At 67.8% G+C, this 25,949-nt stretch carries 21 protein-coding genes and 1 tRNA gene; 10 read left to right on the top strand and 12 right to left on the bottom strand.

Translation table 11 applies throughout. The features are described from left to right. Positions 1-48: 48 nt before the first annotated feature. Together AAFN46_RS02650 and AAFN46_RS02645 are read left to right on the top strand one after the other, a co-directional pair. The gene (locus AAFN46_RS02650) at positions 49-624 is read left to right on the top strand and encodes a YceI family protein (protein ID WP_347807142.1); all 576 of its coding nucleotides are present in this window, start codon (positions 49-51) and stop codon (positions 622-624) included. Continuing rightward, positions 621-1,778: a phosphatidylserine/phosphatidylglycerophosphate/cardiolipin synthase family protein gene (locus AAFN46_RS02645; RefSeq protein ID WP_347807141.1), complete on the top strand. Its 1,158-nt coding sequence runs from the start codon at positions 621-623 to the stop codon at positions 1,776-1,778. Before AAFN46_RS02650 ends, AAFN46_RS02645 begins: the two co-directional genes overlap by 4 nt. Here the strand turns inward: AAFN46_RS02645 and AAFN46_RS02640 are convergent. Beyond that, positions 1,775-2,068 carry a hypothetical protein gene (locus AAFN46_RS02640; protein ID WP_347807140.1) on the bottom strand — a complete coding sequence of 98 codons (294 nt, stop codon included), beginning with the start codon at positions 2,066-2,068 and terminating at the stop codon, positions 1,775-1,777. The genes AAFN46_RS02645 and AAFN46_RS02640 overlap by 4 nt on opposite strands. A 228-nt stretch (positions 2,069-2,296) precedes the next feature. Between AAFN46_RS02640 and AAFN46_RS02635 the strand changes: the two genes are divergently transcribed. Next, entirely contained in the window at positions 2,297-2,596 is a 300-nt protein-coding gene (locus AAFN46_RS02635) for a Fur family transcriptional regulator (protein WP_347807139.1), read from the top strand. Positions 2,597-2,613: 17 nt separating this feature from the next. Here AAFN46_RS02635 and AAFN46_RS02630 read toward each other — a convergent pair whose 3' ends face one another. The 4 genes from AAFN46_RS02630 to AAFN46_RS02615 form a co-directional block, all read right to left on the bottom strand. Then, complete coding sequence (locus AAFN46_RS02630) at positions 2,614-4,881, bottom strand: ATP-dependent DNA helicase (RefSeq protein ID WP_347807138.1); 2,268 nt, start codon at positions 4,879-4,881, stop codon at positions 2,614-2,616. Next, complete coding sequence (locus AAFN46_RS02625; protein WP_347807137.1) at positions 4,878-6,515, bottom strand: VRR-NUC domain-containing protein; 1,638 nt, start codon at positions 6,513-6,515, stop codon at positions 4,878-4,880. Before AAFN46_RS02625 ends, AAFN46_RS02630 begins: the two co-directional genes overlap by 4 nt. A gap of 128 nt (positions 6,516-6,643) precedes the next feature. Beyond that, positions 6,644-6,805, bottom strand: a complete 162-nt coding sequence (locus tag AAFN46_RS02620) for a hypothetical protein (RefSeq protein ID WP_347807136.1) — start codon at positions 6,803-6,805, stop codon at positions 6,644-6,646. Positions 6,806-7,011: 206 nt separating this feature from the next. Then, on the bottom strand, positions 7,012-7,905 hold the full coding sequence (locus tag AAFN46_RS02615) for a LysR family transcriptional regulator (protein WP_347807135.1): 894 nt from the start codon (positions 7,903-7,905) through the stop codon (positions 7,012-7,014). A 101-nt stretch (positions 7,906-8,006) separates the two neighbouring features. Between AAFN46_RS02615 and AAFN46_RS02610 the strand changes: the two genes are divergently transcribed. After that, the gene (locus tag AAFN46_RS02610; protein ID WP_347807134.1) at positions 8,007-8,438 is read left to right on the top strand and encodes a DoxX family protein; all 432 of its coding nucleotides are present in this window, start codon (positions 8,007-8,009) and stop codon (positions 8,436-8,438) included. A gap of 15 nt (positions 8,439-8,453) precedes the next feature. Continuing rightward, on the top strand, positions 8,454-9,122 hold the full coding sequence (locus AAFN46_RS02605) for a glutathione S-transferase family protein (protein ID WP_347807133.1): 669 nt from the start codon (positions 8,454-8,456) through the stop codon (positions 9,120-9,122). Between the two features lie 141 nt (positions 9,123-9,263). Here the strand turns inward: AAFN46_RS02605 and AAFN46_RS02600 are convergent. The 7 genes from AAFN46_RS02600 to AAFN46_RS02570 all read right to left on the bottom strand — a co-directional run bounded on the left by AAFN46_RS02600 (position 9,264) and on the right by AAFN46_RS02570 (position 14,912). Continuing rightward, positions 9,264-9,338: transfer RNA gene (locus AAFN46_RS02600), tRNA-Gly, on the bottom strand. Positions 9,339-9,389: 51 nt separating this feature from the next. Then, the gene (locus tag AAFN46_RS02595; RefSeq protein ID WP_347807132.1) at positions 9,390-10,265 is read right to left on the bottom strand and encodes an alpha/beta hydrolase; all 876 of its coding nucleotides are present in this window, start codon (positions 10,263-10,265) and stop codon (positions 9,390-9,392) included. Positions 10,266-10,582: 317 nt separating this feature from the next. Beyond that, complete coding sequence (locus AAFN46_RS02590) at positions 10,583-11,275, bottom strand: pseudouridine synthase (protein WP_347807131.1); 693 nt, start codon at positions 11,273-11,275, stop codon at positions 10,583-10,585. A gap of 3 nt (positions 11,276-11,278) precedes the next feature. Continuing rightward, on the bottom strand, positions 11,279-11,485 hold the full coding sequence (locus AAFN46_RS02585) for a cysteine-rich CWC family protein (protein ID WP_347807130.1): 207 nt from the start codon (positions 11,483-11,485) through the stop codon (positions 11,279-11,281). Beyond that, positions 11,482-12,957, bottom strand: coding sequence for a diguanylate cyclase (locus AAFN46_RS02580; RefSeq protein ID WP_347807129.1), 1,476 nt, complete (start codon positions 12,955-12,957; stop codon positions 11,482-11,484). The genes AAFN46_RS02585 and AAFN46_RS02580 overlap by 4 nt, the downstream gene beginning before the upstream one ends. Positions 12,958-12,990: 33 nt before the next feature. Further along, entirely contained in the window at positions 12,991-13,848 is an 858-nt protein-coding gene (locus AAFN46_RS02575) for a DUF4824 family protein (protein WP_347807128.1), read from the bottom strand. After that, complete coding sequence (locus AAFN46_RS02570; protein ID WP_347807127.1) at positions 13,845-14,912, bottom strand: DUF2157 domain-containing protein; 1,068 nt, start codon at positions 14,910-14,912, stop codon at positions 13,845-13,847. Before AAFN46_RS02570 ends, AAFN46_RS02575 begins: the two co-directional genes overlap by 4 nt. A gap of 283 nt (positions 14,913-15,195) precedes the next feature. Here AAFN46_RS02570 and bcsQ point away from each other — a divergent pair, with 283 nt between their 5' ends. The 5 genes from bcsQ to AAFN46_RS02545 all read left to right on the top strand — a co-directional run bounded on the left by bcsQ (position 15,196) and on the right by AAFN46_RS02545 (position 25,940). Next, entirely contained in the window at positions 15,196-16,353 is a 1,158-nt protein-coding gene (bcsQ, locus tag AAFN46_RS02565) for a cellulose biosynthesis protein BcsQ (RefSeq protein WP_347807126.1), read from the top strand. A gap of 80 nt (positions 16,354-16,433) precedes the next feature. Further along, positions 16,434-18,530 (top strand): UDP-forming cellulose synthase catalytic subunit, encoded by a 2,097-nt coding sequence (gene bcsA, locus AAFN46_RS02560; RefSeq protein WP_347807351.1) that lies wholly within the window; start codon positions 16,434-16,436, stop codon positions 18,528-18,530. Continuing rightward, positions 18,527-20,800 carry a cellulose biosynthesis cyclic di-GMP-binding regulatory protein BcsB gene (bcsB, locus tag AAFN46_RS02555; RefSeq protein ID WP_347807125.1) on the top strand — a complete coding sequence of 758 codons (2,274 nt, stop codon included), beginning with the start codon at positions 18,527-18,529 and terminating at the stop codon, positions 20,798-20,800. The genes bcsA and bcsB overlap by 4 nt, the downstream gene beginning before the upstream one ends. Then, positions 20,797-21,972: a cellulose synthase complex periplasmic endoglucanase BcsZ gene (bcsZ, locus tag AAFN46_RS02550; RefSeq protein ID WP_347807124.1), complete on the top strand. Its 1,176-nt coding sequence runs from the start codon at positions 20,797-20,799 to the stop codon at positions 21,970-21,972. The genes bcsB and bcsZ overlap by 4 nt, the downstream gene beginning before the upstream one ends. Then, positions 21,951-25,940 (top strand): cellulose synthase subunit BcsC-related outer membrane protein, encoded by a 3,990-nt coding sequence (locus tag AAFN46_RS02545; protein ID WP_347807123.1) that lies wholly within the window; start codon positions 21,951-21,953, stop codon positions 25,938-25,940. The genes bcsZ and AAFN46_RS02545 overlap by 22 nt, the downstream gene beginning before the upstream one ends. Positions 25,941-25,949 lie beyond the last annotated feature (9 nt).

Genomic DNA, 25,949 nt, shown 5'->3' with positions numbered 1-25,949 from the left:
CCTTGCGGGCCGCTATCGTTGCGAGCAACGCGCAACCCAAGTGAGCCCATGGCCAGACTCCTCATCGCCCTTCTCGTCACTTTTCTGGCCCTGCCGGTGCGGGCCGACTGGTACCTCGACAACGAATCCTCGCGGCTATCCTTCATCACCACCAAGGCCGGCAACTTCTCCGAGGTGCACCGCTTCCGCACCCTGCACGGCAGGATCGACGGCCAGGGGCTGGCGCGTCTGCGCGTCGAGTTGGAGTCGCTGAGCACCGGCATTCCGCTGCGCGACGAGCGCCTGCGTAGCCTGCTGTTCGACGTGGCCCGCTTCCCCGAGGCGCTGATCATGGCCCAGCTCTACCTGGTGCCGATCACCGATCTGGCGCCCGGCGCCCAGCTGGAGCTGCGCCTGCCGATCCAGGTGGAGATTCGCGGGCGCAAGCACGGCTACATGGCCGAGCTGCTGGTCACCCGCCTGGACGATCGGCGCTTCCAGGTGGTGACCCTGGCGCCGCTGGTGCTGCATGCCGAGCACTTCGGCCTGCAGACGGGCATCGACGAGCTGCGCAAGCTGGCCCGGCTGTCTTCCATCGGCCTGTCGGTGCCGGTCGGCGCAGTGATGATTTTCACCACACGATGACGGGCGCCATCTTCCCCTGGCGGTCGGGCAACCGCTTCGCGCTGCTGGTCGACGGGCCCGCCTTCTTTCCCGCCATGCTGGCGGACATCGAGGCGGCGCGGCAGCGCGTGCTGCTGGAACTCTATCTGGCGCAGGACGGCCAGTGCGCCGAGGCGCTGGTGGACGCGCTGTGCGGCGCGGCGCGGCGCGGCGTGCGGGTGAGTTGCCTGCTCGACGATTTCGGCTGCCTGGGTTTCGGCCGAGCCCTGCGCGAGCGCCTGCTGGAGGCCGGCGTGCAGCTGCGCTTCTACAACCCGCTGCGCTGGCGCCGCGGCCTGCGCAACCTGTACCGCGACCACCGCAAGCTCCTGGTGGTGGACGAGACCTGCGCCTATGTCGGCGGTACCGGCGCCAGCGACCCCTTCTGGCGGCCGCAGACCGAGCAGAGCGACTGGCACGAGGTGATGGTGCGCGTCGAGGGGCCGCTGGTGAGCCACTGGGGGCTGCTGTTCGAGGCGCAGTGGCTGGCCAGCGAGAAGCGCAGCCCCTGGGCGCCGGGGCAGACGCCGGGCCTGGCCCGCCTGCCACCCTGTCCGCCGCTGGGGCGGGGCATGGGGCGGGTGGCCTACGCCGACTCGCGCCAGCATCGCGACATCGTCCAGTCGCTGCTGCGCAACATCGGCCATGCCAAGCGCCGGGTGTGGCTGGCCACGCCCTACTTCCTGCCCAGCCGCAAGGTGCGCCGCCAGCTGATGCGCGCCGCCGCGCGCGGTGCCGAGGTGCGCCTGCTGCTCACCGGGCGCAACACCGACCACCCGCCGGTGCGCTACGCCGGGCAGCGCTACTATCCCAAGCTGCTGCGCGCGGGGGTGCGCATCTTCGAGTACCAGCCGCGCTTCCTGCATCTGAAGATGGTGTTGGTGGACGACTGGGTCAGCGTCGGTTCGTGCAACTTCGACCACTGGAACCTGCGCTTCAATCTGGATGCCAACCTGGAGGCGCTGGACCCGCAGCTGACCCTGGCGGCCGAGGCATCCTTTCTCGACGACTTCGCCCAGAGTCGCGAGGTGACCCTGCACGACTGGCATGCCAGGCCGCTGCTTAAGCGCTTCTATCAGCGTCTGTGGGGTTGGCTGGACCGCATGGCGGTGAACCTGCTGGACCGCCGCCGCTAGCGGCAGAGCACCACCAGGCTGCGGCTGGAGAAGCCGGCCGGGTTGAGGCCGAACACGAAGTCCGCCGGGTCGTCCTCCTCGCCCTGGTCGTCGCCGGCCTTGGCCAGCACCTTGTAGCCCTTGGCGCCGCAGGCACGGGCGGCCTTCTGCTCGCATTGCTCCCAGCTGGAGGTCAGCCCCGAGCAGTTGATGTTGAGGCCCTTGCGGCCCTTCTTCTCATACGTCTTGGCGGTTGCGGAACAGCCGGCGCAGAGCGCCAGCACCACGGTCAGCAGCACAAGCCTGTTCATTTCATACCCCAGCGGGCTTGCCTGTGTTCGGCGGCATGGCCGCCCCCCTTGCAATGGCCTCGGCGGTGGCGCAGCTCTTGTCTCGCAGCGCTGCTTGCACCCCGCGTCGGCAATGGCCGAGGCCGACGACAAATAGCACAAAGCATAGGGCGGGTGCGAGACATAAAGATGTCAGCCTGACTACAGGTTTTCGTTTCTCGTTCGTCTTACATAAGGGAGAACAGATGCATGCACAGGGAGAGTGAAATGGGCAACGAGCGACACAGGGAGCTGCGTCTGTTGCTGCAGCAGGCCGGACTCAAGGCCAGCCTGGTGCGCTTGAAAGTGATGGAGGTGCTGCAGGGCGCCGGCGCCATGCGCTCGCGCGAGCTGCACGAGCGCCTGCTGCGGGCCAACGAGCAGATCTCCATGCTGAGCGTGCGCCAGGTGCCGGGACGCCTGGGTGCCTGCGGCCTGGTGCTGCGCGACGAGCGGGGCTGCTATCGGCTGATCGAACGGGAAGCGGTCGTCATACGCGATGCCGGCTGACTGCGCCGCGATTTTCCTCAGAGCCGCGTACTTTCCAGATGCCACCAGCCGGGCAGCAGCCGGCCTACCTCGGGGCGGGTGAAGCGGTCGTCCAGCAGATAGACCACGCCGCGGTCCTCGAGCGTGCGGATCACCCGCCCGGCGGCCTGCACCACCTTCTGCAGGCCGGGGAACAGATAGGCGTAGTCGTGGCCGTTGCCGAACATCTGCTGCAGGCGCGCCTTCATCTCCTCGTTGACCGGGTTGACCTGGGGCAGGCCGAGGGTGGCGATGAAGGCGCCTATCAGGCGCTTGCCCGGCAGGTCGATGCCCTCGCCGAAGGCGCCGCCGAGCACGGCGAAGCCGATGCCCCGCGAGTGCTCGGTGAAGCGTGCGAGGAAGTCCTGGCGCTCGGCCTCGCTCATGCTGCGCGACTGCGCCCACACCGGGATGTTCGGATGCTCGGCGCGAAAGCGTGCCAGCGCCTGTTCCAGATAGGCGTAGCTGCCGAAGAAGGCCAGGTAGTTGCCCGGTTGCGCGTGGAACTGGCGGGCCAGCAGGGTGGCGATGGGTGCCAGGCTGCGCTCGCGATCGCGGTAGCGGGTGGAGAGATTGGCCAGCGCCTGGACCCTGAGCTGCTCGGCGCTGAACGGCGACTGCACCTCCAGCCATTGCACCTCCCGCGGCAGGCCGAGCAGGTCGGCGTGGTAATGGCCGGGGCTCAGGGTGGCGGAGAACAGGGTGCAGCTGTGGGCGTTGGCGAAGCGTTCGGCGAGGAAGGGCGCTGGCAGCAGGTTGCGGATGCACAGGGTCGACAGGCTGCGCTGGCCCCGGCCCGGATGCAGGCTGATGTCGAACAGCGAGTGACTGCCGAAGGCCTCGGCCAGACGGCAGAACAGCAGGGCGTCGAGGTAGAAGCGCAGCAGCGCGGCCTGATTGCCCTCGGGCTGCTCGCTGAGATGGTCGGTGATGGCGCTCACCGCCTTGTGCAGGGCGAGGATGAACAGGTCCGGCAGGCTCGGGTGGATCTGGTAGGCGACTTCCTGGTCGCGGTGCAGCTGGTTCCAGTGTCGGCCGACCCGCTCCAGCACGCCCTTGAGCCTGGCCGGGGCGACCTTGCGCAGGGCGTTGAACTCGGCCTGATCCAGCTCCGCGCTGTACATGCCGCGGGCGCGGTCGATCAGGTTGTGCGCCTCGTCGACCAGCAGCGTCACCTTCCACTCATTGAGCAGCGTCAGGCCGTGCAGCAGGGCGCCGATATCGAAGTAGTAGTTGTAGTCGCCGACCACCACGTCGCTCCAGCGGCACAGCTCCTGAGCCAGGTAGTAGGGGCAGATCTGCTGCGCCAGGGCGATCTCGCGCACCGCCTGCTGGTCTAGCCAGCGATGCTCCAGGGCGGCGGCGCGGGCGGCCGGCAGACGGTCGTAGAAGCCCCTGGCCAGCGGGCAGGACTCGCCATGGCAGGCCTTGTCCGGATGCTCGCAGGCCTTGTCGCGGGCCACGTGCTCCAGCACCCGCAGCGGCATCGCGGGTTCCTGCGCATGCAGGCTGGCCAGGGCGTCCAGCGCCAGGCGCCGGCCCGGGGTCTTGGCGCTGAGGAAGAACAGGCGGTCCAGGCCCTGGGCGGGGAAGGCCTTGAGCTGCGGGAACAGGGTGGCCAGGGTCTTGCCGATGCCGGTGGTGGCCTGGGCCAGCAGGTGGCGGCCGTCGCGGGCGGCGCGGTACACCGCCTCGGCCAGCTGGCGCTGACCCTGGCGAAAGCTCGGGTAGGGGAAGCGCAGACGTTCGAGGGCCAGGTCGCGACGGATACGGTGCGCGCTCTCCTGCTCGGCGAAGGCGATGAAGCGTGAGCACTGCAGTTCGAAGAAGGCGCGCAGCTCGGCGGCGGCGAAGCGCTCGCGCAGCACGCTCTCCTTCTGCGTGAGGACGTTGAAGTAGACCAGCGCCAGATCGATCTCCGCCAGGCCCTGCGCGTCGCACAGCAGCCAGCCGTAGACCTTGACCTGGGCCCAGTGCAGCGCGCGGTGGTTGTCCGGGATGCGCGCCACGTCGCCACGGTGGGTCTTGATCTCCTCCAGCAGATTCTGTTCCGGGTCGTAGCCGTCGGCGCGGCCGCTGATCAGCAGCCCCGGATATTCGCCATGCAGCGCCAACTCGGCGAGATAGCCGGGGCCGCGCCGGCTCACCACGGTGGCGTGCCCGGCCATGCCTTCGGCGGCGGTCGGCGCCGGGGTGAAGCGCAGGTCGAGGTCACCCTGCTTGGCGGTGAACTCGCACAGCGCGCGCACGGCCACCGCGTAGCTCATGCCGCGCTCCAGCGCACGTAGCAGACGTCCACCGGCATGCCGTGCTCGGCACAGAAGGCCAGCCAGCGCTTCTGGTTGTCCTGCAGGCGGTCGCCGGGGCCCTTGACCTCGATCATCCGGTAGCGCCGATCGGCGGGCCAGAACTGGATCAGGTCGGGCATGCCGGCGCGGTTGCCACGGACATCGCCGAGCAGGCGCTCGAACCAGGCGCGCAGGTGCGCCGGCGGCAGGCAGTGCAGGGCGGTTTCCAGCAGCTCGGGGGTCAGTACCTGCCAGTGCACGAAGGGCGACAGGATGCCGTGCTTGGCCGCGTAGGTGGCGCGGATCGCCTCGGCGTGGCTGCCGTCGTCCAGGCGTGCCAGGCAGCGGGCGAACAGTGCGGCGCGGCGGTCGCGGAAGTCATCGTCGAACAGGTCCGCCGGGCCGGCCTGGAAGGGGTGGAAGAAGGCGCCGGGCAGCGGGGCGAAGATCGCCTCCCAGCACAGCAGGCCGAACAGTCCGCAGACCAGGGTGTTTTCCACATAGAAGGCCGGTGCCTGTTCCTCATGCAGGTGCTGCCGCACCGCCCATTCCACGCTCAGTTCCTGTGGTTGTGGCAGCTCCAGTTCGATCAGCCCGGCCTCGGCCGGCGCCCGCCGCGGCGCCTGCGCCAGGCCCAGGTGGCGCTGCAGGCGCGGCAGGGCGCGCTCCACGGCCTGGGCCTCGGCGGCGCTGCACGGCGCGGCCAGCGCCTCCAGTGCCAGCGCATGGGCCCGATGATGTTCGCCGAGCTTCTCCAGCACCCGTATCCGCCGCTGGCGCGCCTCGCCATGCCGGCTGGTGGCATAGAGTGCGGCGGCCTCGGCCAGCTGGCCCTCGCGCTCCAGCTGCTGGCCCAGATGGAACAGCAGCCTGGCGTGACGGCGGTTCAGGTGCGGGTTGTCGGCGGCGAACTCGCCCAGCTCGGCCAGCACCTCGGCAACAGGCAGACCGGCCTCGAAGCGCTCGCGGCACCGCTGCAGGTGCAGATGCCGGTCGAGGTCCTGGCGGCTGCGAAAGCCACGCGCCTCGGGAGCGATCTCGACCGACTCGTAGTGGTAGATGCCCAGTTCGGCGAGGACGAACTCCGACCAGTCCTGCGCCAGATTGCCGAAGAACAGCAGGCGCAGGCGGTCGCACAGCGGGCCGAGGGTGAGGCTGAGCAGGCGGTCCGGCCCTGGGTACCAGTGCGCGAAGGCTTGCGTCTGCGGGTGGCGTGGCAGCAGGGCCTGCAGCTGCTCGTCCTTGTTCAGGCCGCGCAGCGCGGCGAGTTCGGGGAAGGCGGCGAGCAGCTCGTCCTTGCGCAGCAGGGCGAACAGCTCGGCCAGCTGCAGCCCGGCATCCTCGATCAGCCAGCCCAGCGCCAGCAGCGGCTCGGCCGCTGCCCGGATGTCGCCGATCTCCGCATAGCTCAGCTTGCTCGCGCGAAAGTGCGGGCCCTTGCGCATGACCAGGCGCACCAGCAGCGCCTGGGATGGCTGCGGCAAGGCGGCGAAGCACTGCAGGAAGGCGAGTTCCTCGGCGTTCAGCAGGTCGCGATAGCGCTCGCCGATCCAGCTCAGCGCCGTGCGGAAGTTGTCGAGGTAGTAGAGGTCGGAGTCGAGCGGGGCGGGCATGGGTGGCGTTTAACTGGTTTTTTATACAGTTAAAGAGTGCGCGATCCATGCCGCAGGAGCAAGCCCGTGGCGACGGCCTGCAGAAGCAAGCGGGCCCGCCGGATGGGCGGGCCGCGAAGCTGGTTGCGTCAGGCGGCGGCCGAGTGGCCGATCAGCATGCCGTGCTGTACCCAGAACTGGCGGCCCTGGACGCGGATGGTGAAGGGGCTGCGATTGACGATCTCGGCACCTTCCTTGAGTAATCGATCGATGTGCGCACGCAGTGCGAGAAACTGCCGTTGTTCCTTCATCGGCGTAGCTCCTGTAGCCCCTGTGGGAGAGTGATGTGCGGTGAATCATACAGTCACTGTGATGCGGTCGACAGACTGCTTTCGTCCAAAAGCATAATGGCATCTCGCCATGCGGCTTGTAGGTTTTGGCTTACATGCGCCCCGGTCGAGGCCCCTGGGCAGGCTCGGAAGGGGTGAGCAGGGCGGCGGACAGCGGCGACAGCCCGTCAGAGCTTCAAGGTCGACGACAGATGCTTGAAGACGGTGGAGACGCGCCGCAGGTGGCGGGACTCGCGGTGAGTCAGCAGCCAGAGTTCGGTCTGGCACTCGTCTATGACTTCGGTCAGCTGCACCAGGTCGGAACGCCCTCGGGTCAGGAACATCGGCAGAATGCCTACCCCCATGCCGAGGGCGACCAGCTCCATGACCGTGAGGATGCTGTTGACCTTGTAGTGTGGGGCGACTTTCGGGAAGTGCCGCTTGCGCCAGAGCACCGAGGGATGCTCGGGCAGTGCGTCATCGGGCGCTATCCAGCGGGCCCTTCCCGCTTCGACATCCACGTAGCGGCGTACTGCCCCGCCATTGTGCCTCGAGGCGAACAGCGCGACCTGGATGGGGCCGATGTGCTTGCCCACCAGATGCTCCGGCGGCTGCCGGGTCGCACGCACGGCGATATCCGCGTCCCGGCGTGTCAGGCTGGCGATCTCGTTGCCAGTATGCAGCTCATAGGTGAGCAGCGGGTGCTTAGCTTCCAGCAGTCTCAGCGCGGGAGCGACGAGCCCATGCAGGATGGTGTCCGTGGTCGTGAGGCGCACGCTGCCGGCCACCTGCTCGGGAGCCAATTGGGCGATGGAGCGAGCCGACTCGACCTGCACCTCGACCTGCTCGGCATGCTCGGCCAGCGCCAGCGCGAGCTCCGTCGGGCGGTAGCCGCTGCGGGAACGTTCGAACAAACCCTGCTCCAGGCCCCTCTCGATGCGCTGGAGGCTGCGGAACACTGTGGAACCGTCCACCCCCAGCCGCTCGCCGGCCAGGGCCAGTGTGCCGGTGCGTACCAGCGTCAGGATGGTCTCCAGGTCCGAAGCGCTGAGCCGGAAGTTATCGTCCGCATTTCTGTTCATTGCATTCTCGCAACAGATGTTTGTGATTGCGCTATTTTTGTAGTGATTTCGCAACCATATCCTGATGGAGTTCCTTCACCAACCCATGCAAGGGAGCCACCATGAACCGATCGACTTATACGCATGACAGCGCCCAGGCCTATGGCAGCTTGGTGCTGCGAGTGGCACTGGGTGTCATGTGGATAGCCCATGCCCTGCTCAAGTGGTTCGTCTTCACCCTGCCTGGCACCGCCCAGTTCTTCGAGAGCGTCGGCTTGCCGGGCATCCTGGCCTACCCGGTGTTCGTGGCCGAGCTGCTCGGAGGGGTTGCCCTGGTGCTGGGGGTCTATGCCCGCCAGGCCGCCTTGGCGCTAGTGCCGATCATGCTCGTGGCGGCCTGGGTCCATCTGCCCAATGGCTGGACGCACACGAGCGAGGGCGGCGGTTGGGAGTACCCCGTCTTCCTGGTCATGGCATCCCTGGCGCAATGGCTGATCGGCGACGGCGCGCTGGCATTGCGGCGCAGCCGGCGCTTCGTTCCGGGCCACGCCTGAGTGGAGGGCGTCGCGATGAAAGCGAACTTCATACTCGTCAGCCATGCACTCTGCCCCTATGTGCAGCGGGCCGCGATAGTCCTCGCCGAGAAAGCCGTGTCCTTCGAGCGTCGCGATATCGACCTGGGCGACAAGCCGGACTGGTTTCTCAGGTTGTCGCCGCTGGCCAAGACTCCGGTTCTGCTGGTCGACGGCACGGCGCTGTTCGAATCGGCCGTGATCTGCGAGTACCTCGATGACAGCCTCGCACCGCGACTGCACCCCGAGGCAGCGCTCGAACGCGCACGCCATCGCGCCTGGATCGAGTTCGGCTCGGCGCTGCTGAACGCCATCGGGGCCTTCTACAACGCGCCGGGGGAGAGCGAGCTGACAGCCAGGGCTCGGGACATCCGCAGTCGCTTCGAGCAACTCGAGGAAGTGCTTGCCGATGGCCCGTTCTTCGCCGGCGAGCGCTTCGGCATCGTCGATGCGGCCTTCGCCCCTGCGTTCCGCTATTTCGACCAGTTCGAGACGCTGGGCGACCTCTCGTTCTTCACCGGCCTGCCGAAGCTGAGCGCCTGGCGCGCGGCATTGGCGGAGCGTCCGTCGGTATGCTCGGCGGTGCATGCCGACTATCCCCGGCTACTGCGGCAGTTCCTGCTGGGGCGTGGCTCGGCGCTGTCCAGGCGTATCGGTGGCCAGTAGCGAGGGTGAAGGCCCTGCCGAACGACCCGAAGCGCGTCATCCAGGCGGTCTCTCGCTGAGCTGGTCGCGCCTCGCTTTCGACAGCATCAATCGGCATAAATGAAAAAGCCCTGTAAAAACAGGGCTTTAACAATTCTGAATTGGAGCGGGTGATGGGAATCGAACCCACGTCATGGGCTTGGGAAGCCCAGGTAATAGCCATTATACGACACCCGCGCAGGGCGACTTTTTACCAGAATCGGGCGCGTGGGTGAAGCGGGCCGGCGCTCAGCCGGCCAGGGCGGCTTCCCGCTCGCGTTGCTGCGGCAGTGCTGCAGGCGTGGGCAGCAGGAAGCCGAGCAGGGCGTCGCGGGTCTGCAGCCAGGCGCCCTTGTGCTCCATGTCGAGAAAGTGGCCGGCCTGGGCGATGGTGCGGAACTCGCAGTGACGCACATGCTGGGTGAACAGGCGGGCGTCCTGTGCGGTGGTGTACTCGTCCCATTCGCCGTTGACGAACAGCAGGGGAATCTCGATCTTTCCGGCGAAGCTGACGCAGGAGCGGCCGCCGTTGTTCAACACGGTCTGCACATGGAAACTCATCTGATCGTATTCGTAGCGTTCCAGGCCGCTGACATGGCGGTGGTTGTAGCGCTTGAACAGCGAGGGCAGGTGCTTGCCGATGGTGCCGTTAAGCACCATGCCGATGCTCTCGCGGTCGTACTCGCGCATCACGATCAGGCCGCTGCGCAGGTAGCCGAGCATGGCCTGGTTGACGATGGGCGAGAAGGAGTTGATCACCGCGCGCTTGATGCGTGCCGGGCGCCGGGCCAGGGCCTGCAGGGTGGCGATGCCGCCCCAGGAGAAGGACAGCACATGGTCGCAGGCGAAGTGCTCGATCAGGGCGAGCAGGATGTCGGCTTCCTCCTCGCGGCTGAGGAAGCGCTCGTGGCTGTTGTGTGGGCGCGACTGGCCGGCATAGGGCAGGTCGAACAGCACCACATTGAAGTGTGGATGCAGGTAGCGAACCGTCTGTGCGAAGGATGCCGTGGTCGACAACGAGCCATTGACCAGGACGATGGTGCCCCTGGCGGCCTCGCTGCGGTAGAACTCCGTATAAACCCTGTGTTGCCCCTGGATATCCAGCACGGCGGTTTCTGCTTTCATGATGATGCCCCCGACATCGGCGTTTCGAACGCGCAGCGGTACACCGAAGCTGCGCAGGCTTCAGGGCAGGTAGGCATGGGCCTGGTAAGCGGGGCCGGGTCGGCTCTGACGGCGGGCCGAGTTTGTTATTGGCGGCGGGGCGCTTTCCGTCCGGGCACCGAAGATTCGCTTGGCAGGCCCGTGTGGCGGCGGAAAAGGCTTGTTAGATGTCTTGCGTGACTAATCGGTCACTAACGGACCGTTGGGGTTGATTCAAGCAGCCCGGTGTTACCGATGCAAGTCATATCGATGAAAAATGCTTCTGCCGTCGGTCGGTGTCAGACCGCAGCTATTTCCTCGGCATGCAGGGCGCGGTACTGCCCCGGAGCGAGCTCTGGGTCGAGGCGCAGCGGGCCCATGCGCTCGCGGTGCAGGCCGATCACCCGGTTGCGGAAGTGGCCGAACATGCGCTTGACCTGATGATAGCGGCCCTCGTGCAGGGTCAGCAGGGCGTTGTGCGCATCGAGTATGCGCAACTCGGCGGGCAGGGTGGTGAGGTCCTCGTAGGCGAAGTACATACCGCGGGCGAAGACCTCGACGTATTCCGCGCCGATCGGCTGCTCGGTGGTCACCCGGTAGACCTTGCCCTGGCGGCTGCGCGGCTCGGTCAGGCGGCGCGACCAGAGGCCGTCGTTGGTGACCAGCAGCAGCCCGGTGCTGTTCAGGTCCAGGCGTCCGCCGATGTGCAGTTCGTGCTTGTCCGGCTCGTCGAGCAGGTCGAGCACGGTGCGGTGCTCGGGGTGGGCGGTGGCGCTGACCACCCCGGCCGGTTTGTGCAGCATGAAGTAGCGCGCCGGCTTGCCGGCCTGCAGCAGTTCGTCGTCCAGTTCGATGCGGCTGAACTCGCGCACCTCGAAGCGGCCGTCGCGCACCGTCGCCCCGTCCACGCGCAGGCGCCCGGCGGCCAGCAGCAGGCGGGCGTCGGCGCGGCTGAAGCGCGGCAGGTTGCTGAGGAAACGGTCGAGGCGCATGGCTCAGGCGGGCCTGGCCCTTGCGCCCAGGGCGCGCAGGCAGTCGGGGCAGAGGCAGGCCGCGTTGCGCCGGGCCTCGGGCTGCTCGTCCAGGGCGGCGGGCGGCAGCGGGACATGGAAGCACCAGCAGTCCTGCACCGCTGTGTCCCGGCCGGCCTGGGCGCAGCCGTTGGCCCGGCCGCAGCCCGGGCAACGCTGCGCCGGGTTCATGCGAGGCTCTCTTCGCAGCTGCGATTGCGTCCGGACTGCTTGGCCCGGTACAGGGCGCGGTCGGCGCGGGCGATCAGGCGCTCCAGGCTGTCCTCGCCATGTCGCTCGGCCAGGCCGATGCTGCAGGTGATGCGCAGCTCGGCGCCGCTGAAGGCGAAGACGGCCTGCTCGATCTGTTGGCGAATCTTCTCCGCCAGCTGCCGCGCGGTGGCGAGGTCGGTGTCCTTGAGCAGCAGGATGAATTCCTCGCCGCCCCAGCGGCAGATGATGTCGGACTGCCGTAGCCTGCCCTGCAGCTGCTCGGCGAAGCCGTGCAGCACCTGGTCGCCGGCCAGGTGGCCATGGGTGTCGTTGAGCCGCTTGAAGTGATCCAGGTCGATCATCAGGGCGCTCAGCGGGCTCTGCGCGCGCTGCGCCTCCTGCAGGGCCTGGTTGGCCAGCAGGTCGAAACCGCGCCGGTTGGGCAGGCCGGTGAGGGCGTCCGTGGTGGCCAGGGCGACGATATGCTGCTGGTAACGGCGGGTGGCCAGGTAGACCAGGAACAGCACCAGGGCGCTGATCAGGGCGCAGATCAGCAGGTTGAGCTGGAGGCTGTGGCGGATGCCGGCGAGGGCGCCTTCCTCGTGCTTGTCGACGAACAGGTACCAGTCCAGTTCGGGGATGTAGCGCACATTGAGGAAGTGGCCGCGGTCCTGCTCCTCGTAGCTGAAGTCGCCGCTCTTGGGCTGTGGCAGCTTGGCCTGCAGGGGCGCCAGGGCGGGGATCTCGCTCAGTGCCTGGCCGCGGCGGGCGCCCTGCGGGCCGCCTTCGGCGCCGGTCAGCACCAGGCGGCCGTGGCGGTCGGTGAAGTAGATGTTGCGGTCGTAGCGCCTCTGGTAGTCGTCCACCAGCTTGACCACGGCATCCACCGTCAGGCCGACACCGGTCACGCCGATGAACTCGCCCTGGTAGTCGGACACCTTGAAGTTGATGAAGAAGGTCAGGCGATCGTCGTTGGCCATGTCCGGGTCGACGTTGATCTCGTAGGGTTCGGTCATGCCGCGCACGCGGAAGTACCAGGCGTCGCGTGGCTCGCTTTCGCTGATCTGCTTGAGCACGCCCTTGGCCTGGTAGTAGGTGCGGCTGCGCTCGGAGATGAAGAAGCTGGTGAAGGTGCCGTAGTGTTCCCGGATCTCGCGCAGGTAGCGGATCATCGGCTCGCTGTCGGTCTCGCCGGCCAGCGCCCAGTCGCGCAGGAAGGTGTCGCGCGACATCATCGAGGCGATCTGGGTCGGGCGAATCAGGTCCTTCTGGATCTCCGAATAGATGTTGTCGGAGGTCAGCGGCAGCTCGGTGTTGACTATCTGCGCGCGGATGCTGTCGCGCGAGGCGTAGTAGCTGACCAGGCTGGTGGCGAGGAAACCGCCCAGCAGGAGGACGGCCAGGAGCAGCAGGAGGACGATCTGGGCCTTGCGGGACGTGCTGAGCGGCATGGGGGCTGGGTCTTGGAAGCGTTGGCGGCCATGCTAGCGCGCTGTGGCGCCGCCGTCATCGCGGTCGCCGGCTTTTTCCGCCAGGCGCAGCGCGCCGATCCAGGGCTCCAGGCGCCGGCCGAAGCTGACTTCGATCTGCAGCGGCAGCTGCTCGCTCTCGTAGCGGCGCGGCATGCGCTCGGCCAGCTGCGCGCGCCAGGTGGCGGGCACGTTGAGCTCGTCGACCAGCAGGGCGTCGACCTGCCCCTGCAGGCGGTGCGGGTCGTCGCCGCCGCAGCTGCACCAGGCGCGCACAGTGCCGCCGACTATGGCGTAGCGGCTGCGGTCCGGGTAGCGCTGGCGCAGGGTCTGGATATCGCTGCCGGCGTCTATGGCGAACAGGCGGCTCGCTCTTGTGCGCTCGTGTTCCAGCGCCTTGCGGGCCAGCTCGGCCTTTTCCTTGAGTTCGCTGCTATCCGGGCTCAGGGCCAGCATCCTCTCGGCCTGCAGCAGTTCCTGCTCGGCGGCCAGGAGTTCGGCCCGGTAGGCCGGGCCGTCCAGCTCCAGCACTATCAGGGCCTGGCGTTCGCGCGGCTGGCGCCAGCGCTGCGCGCTGCCGGCGTGGGGCTCGAAACCCAGTCGCAGCAGGGTGGCCTCGCCGAGCGACTGCCGGCTGTAGCGGCTTTCGCTCTCGGGATCGCGTGGCGTGCGCCAGTCCAGGTGCAGGCTGAGGCCGCTGTTTTCCCGGCGCATGCCGTCGTGGCTGCGCCACAGCTCGCGTTCGGAGAGCAGCAGGCGACTTTCCGCCTCGCCCTGGCGGTTGTACCAGGCGCCGCCGAGGGCCACGGCGTTGCTCAGCAGGATCAGCGCCAGGCCGGCCAGCAGGCCGTGGCGAGGCTTGAGGGCGATCATGCGCTGGCACCTCCGCTGTGGCCGCGACGCAGGCGGTTGAGCACCAGCAGCGCGAGGATCGCCGCCAGGCCGAGGATGAGGAAGAACAGGTACTTGGGCAGCAGATCCCACCACCAGTCGACCATCTTGATGCAGAGAAACAGGATAAACGCCAGCTGGCCGAACAGCGCCACTTCCGGCCAGTCGCGGCGGCTGCCGAGCCACACCAGCAGGGCCGAGGCGAGGAAGCCGAGCAGCTGGTAGCCACCCTCGAGCAGGTCGTCGTCCAGGTCGAGGTAGCTGCCCTCGGCCCAGTTGGCCAGCACCAGCATGGGGCCGAACAGGGCCAGCAGGCCGACGATGCGGTAGGCGACGGCGAAGCCGCTGTAGCGCGCCTGCGATAGCCACTGCGGCAGCAGGAACAGCAGCAGGCCGGGCAGCAGCAGGTTTTCCGGGCGCTCGCCAGCGTGCAGCCAGTAGAAGCCGGCCAGGCTGCCGAGGCGGGTGACGCAGAAGGCCAGCAGGCAGGCCAGGCCCAGCACCAGCAGCAGGCGCGCGTTGCAGGCATAGGCCAGCAGCAGCGCGTAGGCGCCCCAGGGCAGCAGGGCCTTGTCCGAGGGCGTGATGTTGAAGATCTGCCCGAGCATATAGATGTTCAGCATGAAGCAGGCCAGCGCCAGCATGGCCGCCAGCTTGGCGAAGTAGCCGGAGGCATCGCGCCGGCGCAGGGCGAAGGTCAGCAGCAGGCTGCCGAGCGAGAAGCCGATCAGAATGACGATCTGGCTCGCTTCTCCGAACAGCCCCCAGAACTGGTAGAAGAAGAACAGCAGGCTGGCGGCCAGGGCCAGGGCGCCGAGCAGCGAGACGATGCGCATGCTCAGCGACAGGCGCTTGGTCTGCTGGTCGTGATCGATGTCGAAGCTGGCGCGGTACTGTGCCAGCAGGCGGTCGTGGTGGGCGGCGATACGCGCCAGCGGCGCATCGTCGGTCGCCAGTACATTCTCGGCGTCCAGGCGCTGCGCCTCGCGGCGGAACGCCTGGATATCGTCGGCCCGTTGCTGGGCTTGGTCGCGGGTCAGCGGCATGCTTCGTCCTTGTGGGGGCGCTGTCGCGACTTTAGCCCTTATGCCCCAATCCGCGCCATTCCGCATGTTTCTTATAAATGGCGCGTCTCTTGCTTGGAGGCGTCACGACCGGCTCTGTTGGCGACATGGGCGGAAGCAGGTGAAATATCATCTTGACATCATCTTTTTATATCGCTGTAGAATTGACACCATTCCAATAAATAATATTCAGATGCTGATTTTTTGACGCCATGTGTTGGGCGTCTCATCTCCTCCCTGTTATTTCCTAGTCAGCGGTGTAGCCATGGGCGTCTCTAGCGATATCGCCAATCTGTTCAAGCAGTTCGGTGGTCGTCCCGACCACTACCAGGAGATCGCGAGCAAGGATGACTCACGTGCCTCTGTCGAGCGTTGGCCGACGGTGGCTCGCGGGGAGGTTTCGGTAAAGAGCCCCTCGCCGTTTGCAGTGGCCGCGGCGTCGCAGGCGCAGGCCGTCGAGGGCAATCCGTCCGTGCCCGGTACCACCGAGGCGCCTGCGCCACAGCCGCAGCAGGCCTCGGCCTGGTCCCCCGAGGGGCTGCAGAGCCTGCTGGCCAAGCTGGCCGAGGAGACTCGCGAGCACGAGGCTCAGGAGGCCGAGGCGGCTGCTCTGCAGCAGGCGCGGCCGCGTCTCGAGCATGTGCGGGTGATCGCCGTGGTCTCCGCCAAGGGCGGGGTCGGCAAGAGCACCATGGCCGCCAGCCTGGCCGCGGCGTTGCGCAAGGCCGGCCGCGCCGTGCTCGCCCTCGACCTCGATCCGCAGAACGCCCTGCATCACCATTTCCAGTTCGCCGACGAGCGGCCGGCCGTGGTGGCGGGGCTGTCCGGCGCCGAGCAGGACTGGCGCGAGCTATGCGCGGCCAGCCGCGACGGCGTGTGCGTGCTGCCCTACGGGCAGATCGACGAGCCCGGCCGGCGTGCCTTCGAGCAGCGCCTGGACGACGACCCTCTCTGGCTGGCGCGGCGCCTGGCCGATCTGCAGCTGGCGGAAGGCGCGGTGGTGCTGATCGATACGCCGCCGGGACCCTCGCTGTACCTGCAGCAGGCGCTGTCGGTGGCCAACCTGGCGCTGGTGGTCAGCCTCGCCGACGCGGCGTCCTACACCGCGCTGCCGATGATCGATGGCCTGATCGCCGATTACGCGCAGGGGCGCGCGGATTTCTTCGGGGCGACCTACCTGATCAATCAGGTCGACAACTCCCGGCAACTCAGTAAGGACATCACGCGGATCATGCAGGGGCTGCTCGGCCAGCGCCTGCTCGGCCTGGTGCATCGCGATCAGTCGATCGGCGAGGCGCTGGCCTACAACCGCACCATACTGGACTTCGACCCCCATGGACGGGGCTGTCACGACATCCTCGAGTGCGCTCAGGGGCTGGTGACCAGGTTGGCTACGGACAGCAGAGCCGAGCAACCCGCGTGAGTCGCCGTACATGGTCCGGCGCCCTCGCGCCGGAGTCGCGGCTCGCGCGCTTTCTGGCGGGGCGAGCGGGGCAGAGCCTGATGCTGCTGGCGGCCCTGCTGGTGCTCGCCGTCATAGTCGCGGCGCCGCTGGACCTGGAACGCCAGATGCTGTTCACCGCCGCCTGCATGGCGGCGGCGCTGTTATTGCGCCGGCATGCCAACCGCCTGGCGATACTGGCGATGATCGTGATGTCGGTCATCGCCTCGCTGCGTTACATGTACTGGCGCCTGACCAGCTCCCTGGGGTTCGAGAGCCTGCTGGACATGCTGTTCGGCTACGGCCTGGTGCTGGCCGAGCTGTATGCCCTGCTGGTGCTGCTGCTCGGCTACCTGCAGACGGCCTGGCCGCTGCAGCGCAAGCCCTATCCGCTGCCGGCCGACCAGCGCCTGTGGCCCAGCGTGGATGTGTACATCCCCACCTACAACGAGCCGCTGGACATCATCAAGCTGACCGCCTTCGCCGCCCAGGCCATCGACTGGCCGAAGGACAAGCTCAACGTCTACGTGCTCGATGACGGTCGTCGCGACGAGTTCCGCGAGTTCTGCGCGGCGGCCGGCATTGGCTACATCGTTCGTCCGGACAACTTCCACGCCAAGGCCGGCAACCTCAACCATGCGTTGAAGCTGACCGGTGGCGACTACATCGCCATCTTCGACGCCGACCACGTACCGACCCGCTCCTTCCTCCAGGTCGGCATGGGCTGGTTCCTCAAGGATCCGAAGCTGGCGATGCTGCAGACGCCGCACTTCTTCTTCTCGCCGGACCCCTTCGAGAAGAACCTCGAGACCTTCCGCTCGGTGCCCAACGAGGGCGAGCTGTTCTACGGCCTGGTGCAGGACGGCAACGACCTGTGGAACGCCACCTTCTTCTGCGGCTCCTGCGCCATCATCAAGCGCGGCCCGCTGGAGGAAGTCGGCGGCATCGCCGTGGAGACAGTCACCGAGGACGCCCACACCGCGCTCAAGCTCAATCGCCTGGGCTACAACACCGCCTACCTGGCGCTGCCGCAGGCCGCCGGCCTGGCCACCGAGAGCCTGTCCGGACATATCGGCCAGCGCATCCGCTGGGCGCGCGGCATGGCGCAGATCTTCCGCACCGACAACCCGCTGCTGGGCAAGGGCCTCAAGCTGGGGCAGCGGTTGTGCTACCTCAATGCCATGCTGCACTTCTTCTACGGCCTGCCGCGCCTGGTGTTCCTCACCGCGCCGCTGGCCTATCTGTTCTTCGGCGCGCAGATATTCCAGGCCGAGGCGCTGCTGATCATGGCCTACGCGCTGCCGCATATCCTCATCGCCAGCGTTACCAACTCGACCATCCAGGGGCGCTTCCGCCATTCCTTCTGGAACGAGGTCTACGAGTCGGTACTGGCCTGGTACATCATGCGCCCGGTGCTGCTGGCGATGGTCAACCCCAAGCTCGGCAAGTTCAACGTCACGGCCAAGGGCGGGGTGATCGACAAGAGCTACTTCGACTGGAAGATGGCGCGACCCTACATAGTGGTGCTGCTGCTCAACCTGCTCGGCGTGCTGGTCGGGCTGTTCAAGCTGGGCTTCGATGCCGAGGCCAGCGCCAGCACCCTGCTGATCAACCTGACCTGGACCCTGTACAACATCGTCATCAGCGCCGCCTCGGTGGCGGTGGCCGCCGAGGCCCGGCAGATTCGCGGCGAACCGCGGGTCTACGCGGAGCTGCCGGCCACCCTCGGCCTGGCCGATGGCAAGACGGTGGTGTGCCGCACCAAGGACTTCTCCCAGAGCGGCGTCGGCCTCGAACTGCCCGAAGGGGCGGTGGTCGCCCGTGGTGAGCGGGTGCTGGTGTCGCTGTTCCGCGACCGCGAGGAGAGCGTGTTTCCCGCCACCGTGGTGTTCAGCCAGGGGCATGTCCTGGGCCTGAACTTCTGCGAGCTGAACCTCGAACAGCAGCGCGAGCTGACCGGCATGACCTTCTCCCGCGCCGATACCTGGGCCGCGACCTGGGGCCAGGGCGCGGTGGACACTCCGCTGGGCGCCCTGGCCGAAGTCTCCAGCATCGGCTGGCGCGGCATCCGCCTGTTGTCGCGTGCCACCCTGGTCGAACTGGTCGGCCAGCTGCGCGCCCTGTCTTTCCACCTTCGCTCCACCCCGAGGAACTCATGAGCCATACACGCAATGGACTGTCGTCCCTCTTTCTCGCGCTGAGCCTGGCGCTGCCCTGGCTCCCGGCCTGGGCCGAGGAGCCGGTCGAGGCCGGCGCGGAAGCAGGCCTGGAGGCTGTCGAGGGCGAAGGCGAGGGGGAGGAGCTGGTGCCCGAGTTCGTTCCGACCTACAGCGCCAGCCTCAAACAGCTGGGCGTCAACTACACCATGCACCTGCGCGGTATCGAGGGCAGCGACAGCGTCAGTTTCGATGTGCGTGCCGACCAGGTGGTGAGCAAGGCGCGGGTCAATCTGGAGTACAGCTACTCGCCGGCACTGTTGCCCGATCTGTCGCAGATCAACCTGATGATCAACGATCAGGTGGCGGCCAGCCTGCCGGTGCCCAAGGAGACCGCCGGCACCCTGCAGCAGCAGGTGCTGGACATCCCGCCGCACCTGATCACCGAGTTCAACCGCCTGACCCTGCAGCTGATCGGCCACTACACCATGATGTGCGAGGACCCGCTGCACTCCAGCCTGTGGGCCAAGGTCAGCAACACCAGCGAGCTGCAGCTGGAGACCACCCAGATCGCCCTGCCGGACGACCTGGCCAAGCTGCCTCTGCCGTTCTTCGACAGCCGCGACTCGCGCCTGCTGGAGCTGCCATTCGTGTTCGCCGGCGTACCGGACAATCGCACCCTGGAAGCGGCAGGCAGCGTGTCGTCCTGGTTCGGCGCCCTGGCCAGCTACCGTGGCGCGCGCTTCCCGGTCAGCCTCGGGCAGCTGCCGGAGCAGGGCCACGCCATCGTCCTGCTCAATGGCCCGGCCAGCGTCGGCGGCATCGAGGTGCCGGCGGGCAACGGCCCCAGCCTGACCCTGATGGCCAACCCCAACGATCCCTACGGCAAGCTCCTGCTGATCGCCGGGCGCGATGGCGAGCAGCTCAAGCAGGCCGCCCTGGCCCTGGTCAGCGGCAGCCAGGTGCTGGCCGGCGCCCAGGCGCGCATCGAGCGGGTCGACAGCCTGGCGCCGCGTAAGCCCTATGACGCGCCGAACTGGCTGCCCAGTGACCGCCCGGTGCGCCTAGGCGAGCTGACCGAGGCCAAGCGCCTGAGTGTGGCAGGTTACAACCCGGGCAACATCGAGCTGCCCATGCGCCTGCCGCCGGACCTGTTCAACTGGCGCGAGAAGGGTGTGCCACTGCACCTCAAGTACCGCTACACGCCGCAGCCGGTGTCGACCAACTCGTCGCTGCTGATCAGCGTCGGCGGCAAGTTCATCAAGTCGCTGCCGCTGCCCTCCCAGGAAAACCTCGACGAATCGCTGCTGGCCAAGCTGCAGGACGAGAGCCTGCTGCGCGAGGCCGAACTGCGGCTGCCCCTGGAGAGCCTGCCGCTGCAGTCGACCCTGCAGCTGCGCTTCATGTACGACTACATCAAGCAGGGCGAGTGCCGCGACATCATCATCGACAACATGCGCGGCACTATCGAGCCGGATTCGACCCTGGACTTGAGCGGCTACGACCACTTCATCGCCATGCCCAACCTGGGCGTGTTCCAGAACAGCGGCTTCCCCTTCACGCGCATGGCCGACCTGTCCGAGACCGCCGTGGTAGTGCCGGCCAACGCCAGCGCCGAGGAAGTCTCCCTGCTGCTCGACCTGCTCGGTCGTTTCGGCGAATCCACCGGCTTGCCGGCCAGCGCCGTGACCGTGACCCAGGGTGAGCAGGATGCCGAGCTGGAGGATAAGGACCTGCTGATTCTCGCCACCGGCAGCAACCAGCCGCTGCTCACGCGCTGGGCGGACTGGCTGCCGGCGCAGATCAACGGGCGCGCCAGCTTCGAGCTGTCCGACCTGGTGCATCGCATGAGCTACTGGGTGGGCAGCGACAGTCGCCGCCCGGCACGCAGTAATCTGGTGCTGGGCAGCGGTGCGGCCGGAGCCTACGTCACCGGTTTCGAGTCGCCACTGACCAGCGAGCGCAGCGTGGTGGTGATCGCCGCCAATGCACCCGAGAATCTGGTTGAGGTCAGCGCGGCCCTGCGCGGCGGCGAGGACTACGAGCAGTCCCTGCAGGGCAGCCTGGCGGTGGTCAACGGTACGCGGATCAATTCGCTGGTGGCCGATGAGCACTATCACGTCGGCGACCTGGGCTGGTTCCGCTACCTGCAATGGCTGCTGTCGAACAATCTGAGCTGGATGCTGCTGCTCACCGCGCTCGGCATAGGCCTGTGCAGCCTGCTGCTGTTCTACAGCCTGCGCGCGCGGGCCCGCGCCCGGTTGAACGGATGAAGCCGCGCGTCGTCGTGCACCTCTGTGCCGGGGTGCTGAGTCTGTTGCTGGCGGGTACGGTGCAGGCCGCCTGCACGGCCGACTGGCCGCACTGGCAGCGCTTTGCCGAGCGCTGGATCCAGCCCGACGGCCGCGTGCTGGAATCCAGTCTGGAGAAGAATCACAGCACCTCCGAAGGGCAGTCCTACGCGTTGTTCTTCGCCCTGGTGGCCAACGATCAGGCGCGCTTCGAGCGCATCTGGCGCTGGAGCCGCGAGAACCTCGCCGGCAACGACCCGCAGAACATCCTGCCGGCCTGGCTGTGGGGGCAGGGCAAGGACGGCAAGTGGCAGGTTCAGGACCCCAACTCTGCCTCCGACGCCGACCTGTGGTTCGTCTACGCCCTGCTGGAAGCCGATCGTCTGTGGCGCAAGCCCGAGTACCGTGCCGATGCGCTAGCCTTGCTGGCGCAGATCGAGGCCCGCGAGACCACCGAGCTGCCGGGGCTCGGCCCGGTGCTGTTGCCCGGCCCGATCGGCTTCTCGCATATCGGCCACCTGTGGCGCCTCAACCCCAGCTACCAGCCGTTGCCACTCATGCGCCGTCTGGCGGTCGTCGACCCCAAGGGGCCCTGGGATGCCATCGCCGCGCATGCCGCGGTGCTGCAGGAGCAGGCCGGGTCACATGGCTTCGCCGCCGACTGGATCGGCTACCGCGCGGTATCGGAGCACGCCGGGCTGTTCGCCAGCGACCCGATGAAGGGCAATAGCGGTAGCTACGACGCCATCCGCGTTTACCTCTGGGCGGGCATGACCCATCCCGACGATCCGCTGGCCAAGCCGTTGCTCGATAGCCTGTTCGGCATGGCGCGCGCCACGGCCACCACCGGGCTGCCGCCGGAACAGGTCGATGTACATAGCGGGGCCACGTCTGGCCAGAGCCCGAGCGGCTTCTCCGGCGCCCTGGTGCCGTACTTCCGGGCCAAGGGCCAGCCCTGGCTGGAGGAGTTGCAGGATCAGCGCGCGCGCGCGGCCATCGGCCAGTGGATCGCCGGCAGCGCCCAGGCGCCTTTCTATTACGACTACATGCTTAGCCTGTTCGGCCTCGGCTGGGCCGACGGCTATTACCGCTTCGCCGCCGATGGCCGCCTGCAACCACGCTGGGAGACCCCATGTTCCGCTACTGCCCCCTGACTCTGGCCCTGCTTGCCGTCCTGGCCCAGGGCAGCGCCCTGGCCGAGGGCGACGAAGCCAGCCGCCTGCTGGTCGAACAGGGCCACTTCTGGCAGGCGCAGGATAAGCCCAAGCGCGCCGGCGAGGTGTGGAACAAGCTGTTGCTGATCGATGCGGCGCAGCCTGATGCGCTCTATGGTCTGGGCCTGATCGCGGTCAAGGACGGCGATCTGAGCAGTGCCGCCGGCTACCTGCAGCGGCTGCAGGCGCTGCAGCCGCTGCCGCGCCAGGCATTGCTCCTGGAGCAGGACATGCGCCTGGCCGATCCGGCCAACCAGCAGCTGCTCGACGAGGCACGCCTGCTGGTCGAGAGCGACCAGCGCGGCGAAGCCGCCGAGGTCTATCGCCGGGCGCTGGGCGGCAAGCCGGCGCAGGGGCAGATCGGCCTGGAGTTCTACAACAACCTGGGATACGTCGATGCACACTGGGCCGAGGCGCGCAGTGGTATGGAGCGCATCCAGCGCGAGTACCCGGACGACCCTTACGCGGCGCTGTTCCTGGGCAAACATCTAGCGCGCAACCAGGGGGCGCGCGAGGAGGGCATTCGCGCCCTGGCCAAGCTGGCCCAGCGCGAGGATATCGGCGGTGACGCCGACGAGAGCTGGCGTCTGGCACTGACCTGGATCGGCCCGCCCAAGCCGGCGCAGCAACCGCTGTTCGAGCAATTCCTCGAGAGCCACCCGGACGATGAGGAAATCCGTGCGCTGCTGGTCAAGGGGCGTAGTCAGCCCGCCAGCGGAGCGGCGGCCTGGCGCCGCGACCCGCAGCTCGACCGGGGCCTCAAGGCATTGGACAAGGGCGAGTTTCAGCTGGCCGAGCGCGAGCTGAGTGCCTACCTGAAGAAGAACCCCAAGGACCCCGACGCCCTCGGCGGGCTGGGCATCCTGCGTCAACGCCAGGAGCGTTACGACGATGCCGAGTTGCTGCTCACCCGCGCCGTGAACAACGGCGGTGGCCGTGCCTGGCGCAGTGCCCTGGACGATGTGCGCTACTGGTCTCTGCTGCAGCGTGCCCGCGACAGCCTGGCCAAGGACCGCAGTGTCGACGCCCGCCAGCAACTGGAGCAGGCGCGCCGGCTCAAGCCCAAGGATGTCGAGGCGCTGCTGACCCTGGCCGACCTGCAGGCGCGTCAGGGTGAACTGGCCGCCGCCGAGGACGGCTATCGTCAGGCCCTGCCGCTGGGCCAGCAGCAGGCGCGTGCGTTGCGCGGCCTGGTGCAGGTGCTGGGCGGGCAGGGCAAAGTCGACCAGGCGCTGCGTGAACTGGAGAAGCTGCCGCAGTCCGAGCGCGAGAAAATCGGCAGCCTCGATCAGCTGCGCGCCGAACAGTCGTTGCAACGCGCTCGCGCCGCCGAGCAGCGTGGCGACAGTGCCGGCATGCGCCGGGAGCTGGAAAACGCCCTGCGTGACGACCCGAACAACGCCTGGGCGCGGTTCGCCCTGGCGCGCCTGTATGTCGACCTGGGCGCCGTCGAGGAGGCGCGCAGCCTGGTCGATGGGCTACTGCAGGAGCGACCCGACGATAAGGATGCGCTGTACACCAGTGCCCTGTTGTCGATGGAGCTGGGCGATTGGCGCAAGGCCCAGGTCACGCTGGCGCGTATTCCCCGCGAGGCACGCAACGCCGATGTCAATCGGCTGGTGGCCGAGGTCGATTTCAACCTGCAGATGCAGGAGATCGACGACCTCAACCGCAGCGGCCGGCATGCCGAGGCACGCGCCTTCCTCGGCCGCATCGAGCCGCTGGCCGAGGGCAGCGCATCGCGCCAGGCCATCCTGGCGGCCGCCTATGCCGATGCCGAAGACCCGCAGCGCGCCATGCGCATCATGCGTGATCTGCTGGCGCGCAGCCCGCGCAGCGATCTGAGCCTGACCCTGAGCTATGCCGGCGTGTTGCTGCGCGCCGAACAGGACAGTGAGGTGGCCGCCATCCTGCGTGATCTGCAGGGGCGCAGCATGACCCTGGAGCAGCGCAAGCAGTACGACGATCTGCTGTTCCACTATCGCGTTCGCCAGGCCGAGCAGTTGCGCCTGCGCGGCGAACTGGCCGCCGCCTACGACACCCTGGCCCCGGCGCTGGCGCAGCGTCCGCAGGACCGCCTGGCGGTCTCCGCGCTGGCGCGCATGTACGGCGCCCACGGCAATACGGCCAAGGCTCTGGAACTGTTCAAGCCACTGGTAAAGCGACACCCCGACGATGCCAACCTGCAGGTCGGTGCCGCTGACATGGCCGCGCAGCAGGCCGAGAACGCCTATGCCGAGGAGCGCCTGGAGCAGGCGCTGAAGCTGGCGCCCAACGATGTCGATATTCTCACTACTGCGGCGCGCGTGTACCGCTATCTGGGCCGTACCGGCACCGCCGCCGAGCTGCTCGGCAAGGTGGTTGCCCGGGAGAAGCGCGAGCAGACCCCGAGCTTCGCCGCCAGTACCCGTCCGGCCAGCGCGCCGGCCAACCCCTTCGCCGGCGTTGGCGGCCTGGCCGCCGCGCCCGCCGAAATTCCCGATCCGGTGTCGACGCTGCCGTCGCCCGTCGAGCGTTCCGCCCTGGCTCTGGACAGTATCCCGGCACCGGCCGGCAGCAGGCAGGCCGTACCCGCCCGCAGCGAATTCCCCGCGACTTCATCGCGCGACAGCCTGCTGGCCCTGCGACCGGAGCCTGCAGCGGTGACCAGCCCAGCTGCCGCCGAACCCGCTGCGGCCAACCCCTTCCTGCCGGGTGTCGAAGATGAGCCGGACCCGCGTGCCGGCATGAGCGAGGCGGCCCGCGCGCTGGACGACATCCTCCAGCAGCGCAGCCCCTACCTGGCACAGGGTGTGACGTATCGCAGCAACGACAGCGAGTCGGGCCTGAGCAAGATCACCGACGTGCAGGCGCCCTTCGAGGTCAGCATGCCGCTGGGCGACAACCGCCTGGCGGTGCGCGTCACCCCGGTGTCGCTGGATGCCGGCAGCCTGGATGCGAGCGCCCGCGACCGTTTCGGCGGTGGCCCGCAGGCGACCCTGGACAATCCCGGCATGTCGCCAGGCTCGCAGCAGGATTCCGGCGTCGGCCTGGCCGTGGCCTTCGAGAATCCGGGGGCGGGCGTCAAGGCCGATATCGGCACCACGCCGCAGGGCTTCCTCTACAGCACGGCGGTTGGCGGTGTCAGCATCGAACGGGCGGTGCCCGGCAGCCCGGATCTGCACTGGAGTGTCAATGCGTCGCGGCGTGCGGTCACCGACAGCCTGCTGTCCTTCGCCGGTGCCGAGGACAAGCGCAGCGGGCAGAAGTGGGGCGGCGTCACCGCCAACGGCGCTCGCGCCCAACTGGCCTTCGACGACCGTGAGATGGGCGCCTACGCCTATGCCGGCTGGCATCGCCTGCTCGGCAACAACGTCGAGGACAACGACCGGGTCGAGTTGGGCACCGGCGTCTACTGGTACCTGCAGAACGACGAGCAGAGCCAGGCCACCATCGGTCTCGACCTGCTCGGCATCGGCTATCGCGAGAACCTCGGCTACTTCACTTACGGCCACGGCGGCTACTTCAGCCCGCAACGTTTCTTCGCCCTGGGCGTGCCGGTCAGCTGGGCGCGTCGCTACGAGCGCCTGAGCTTCCAGCTGCGCGGTTCGGTCGGTGTGCAGTCGATCAGCCAGGACGAGGCCGACTTCTTCCCCGGCGATGGCGCCATGCAGGCCGCCGCCAGCCGCGCGCTGGGCTACGAGGCGGTCTACGGCAGCGATAGCAGCACCGGCATCGGCTACAACCTGTCCGGTGTCGCCGAATACCAGCTGGGCGATCACCTGTTCCTCGGCGGCCAGGTCGGCGTCGACAACGCCCAGGACTATCGCCAGTGGAATGGCGGCCTGTACCTGCGCTACATGCTCGAGCGCATGACCGGCCCGATGGCTCTGCCGGTCTCGCCCTATCAATCCCCCTACGCGAAATAAGGATTTCCG

The organism is Pseudomonas sp. CAU 1711 (assembly GCF_039888625.1).
Lineage (GTDB): Bacteria > Pseudomonadota > Gammaproteobacteria > Pseudomonadales > Pseudomonadaceae > Aquipseudomonas.
Note: the sequence above shows the minus strand (reverse complement) of the source record. Positions and strands in the feature narration are given on the sequence as shown.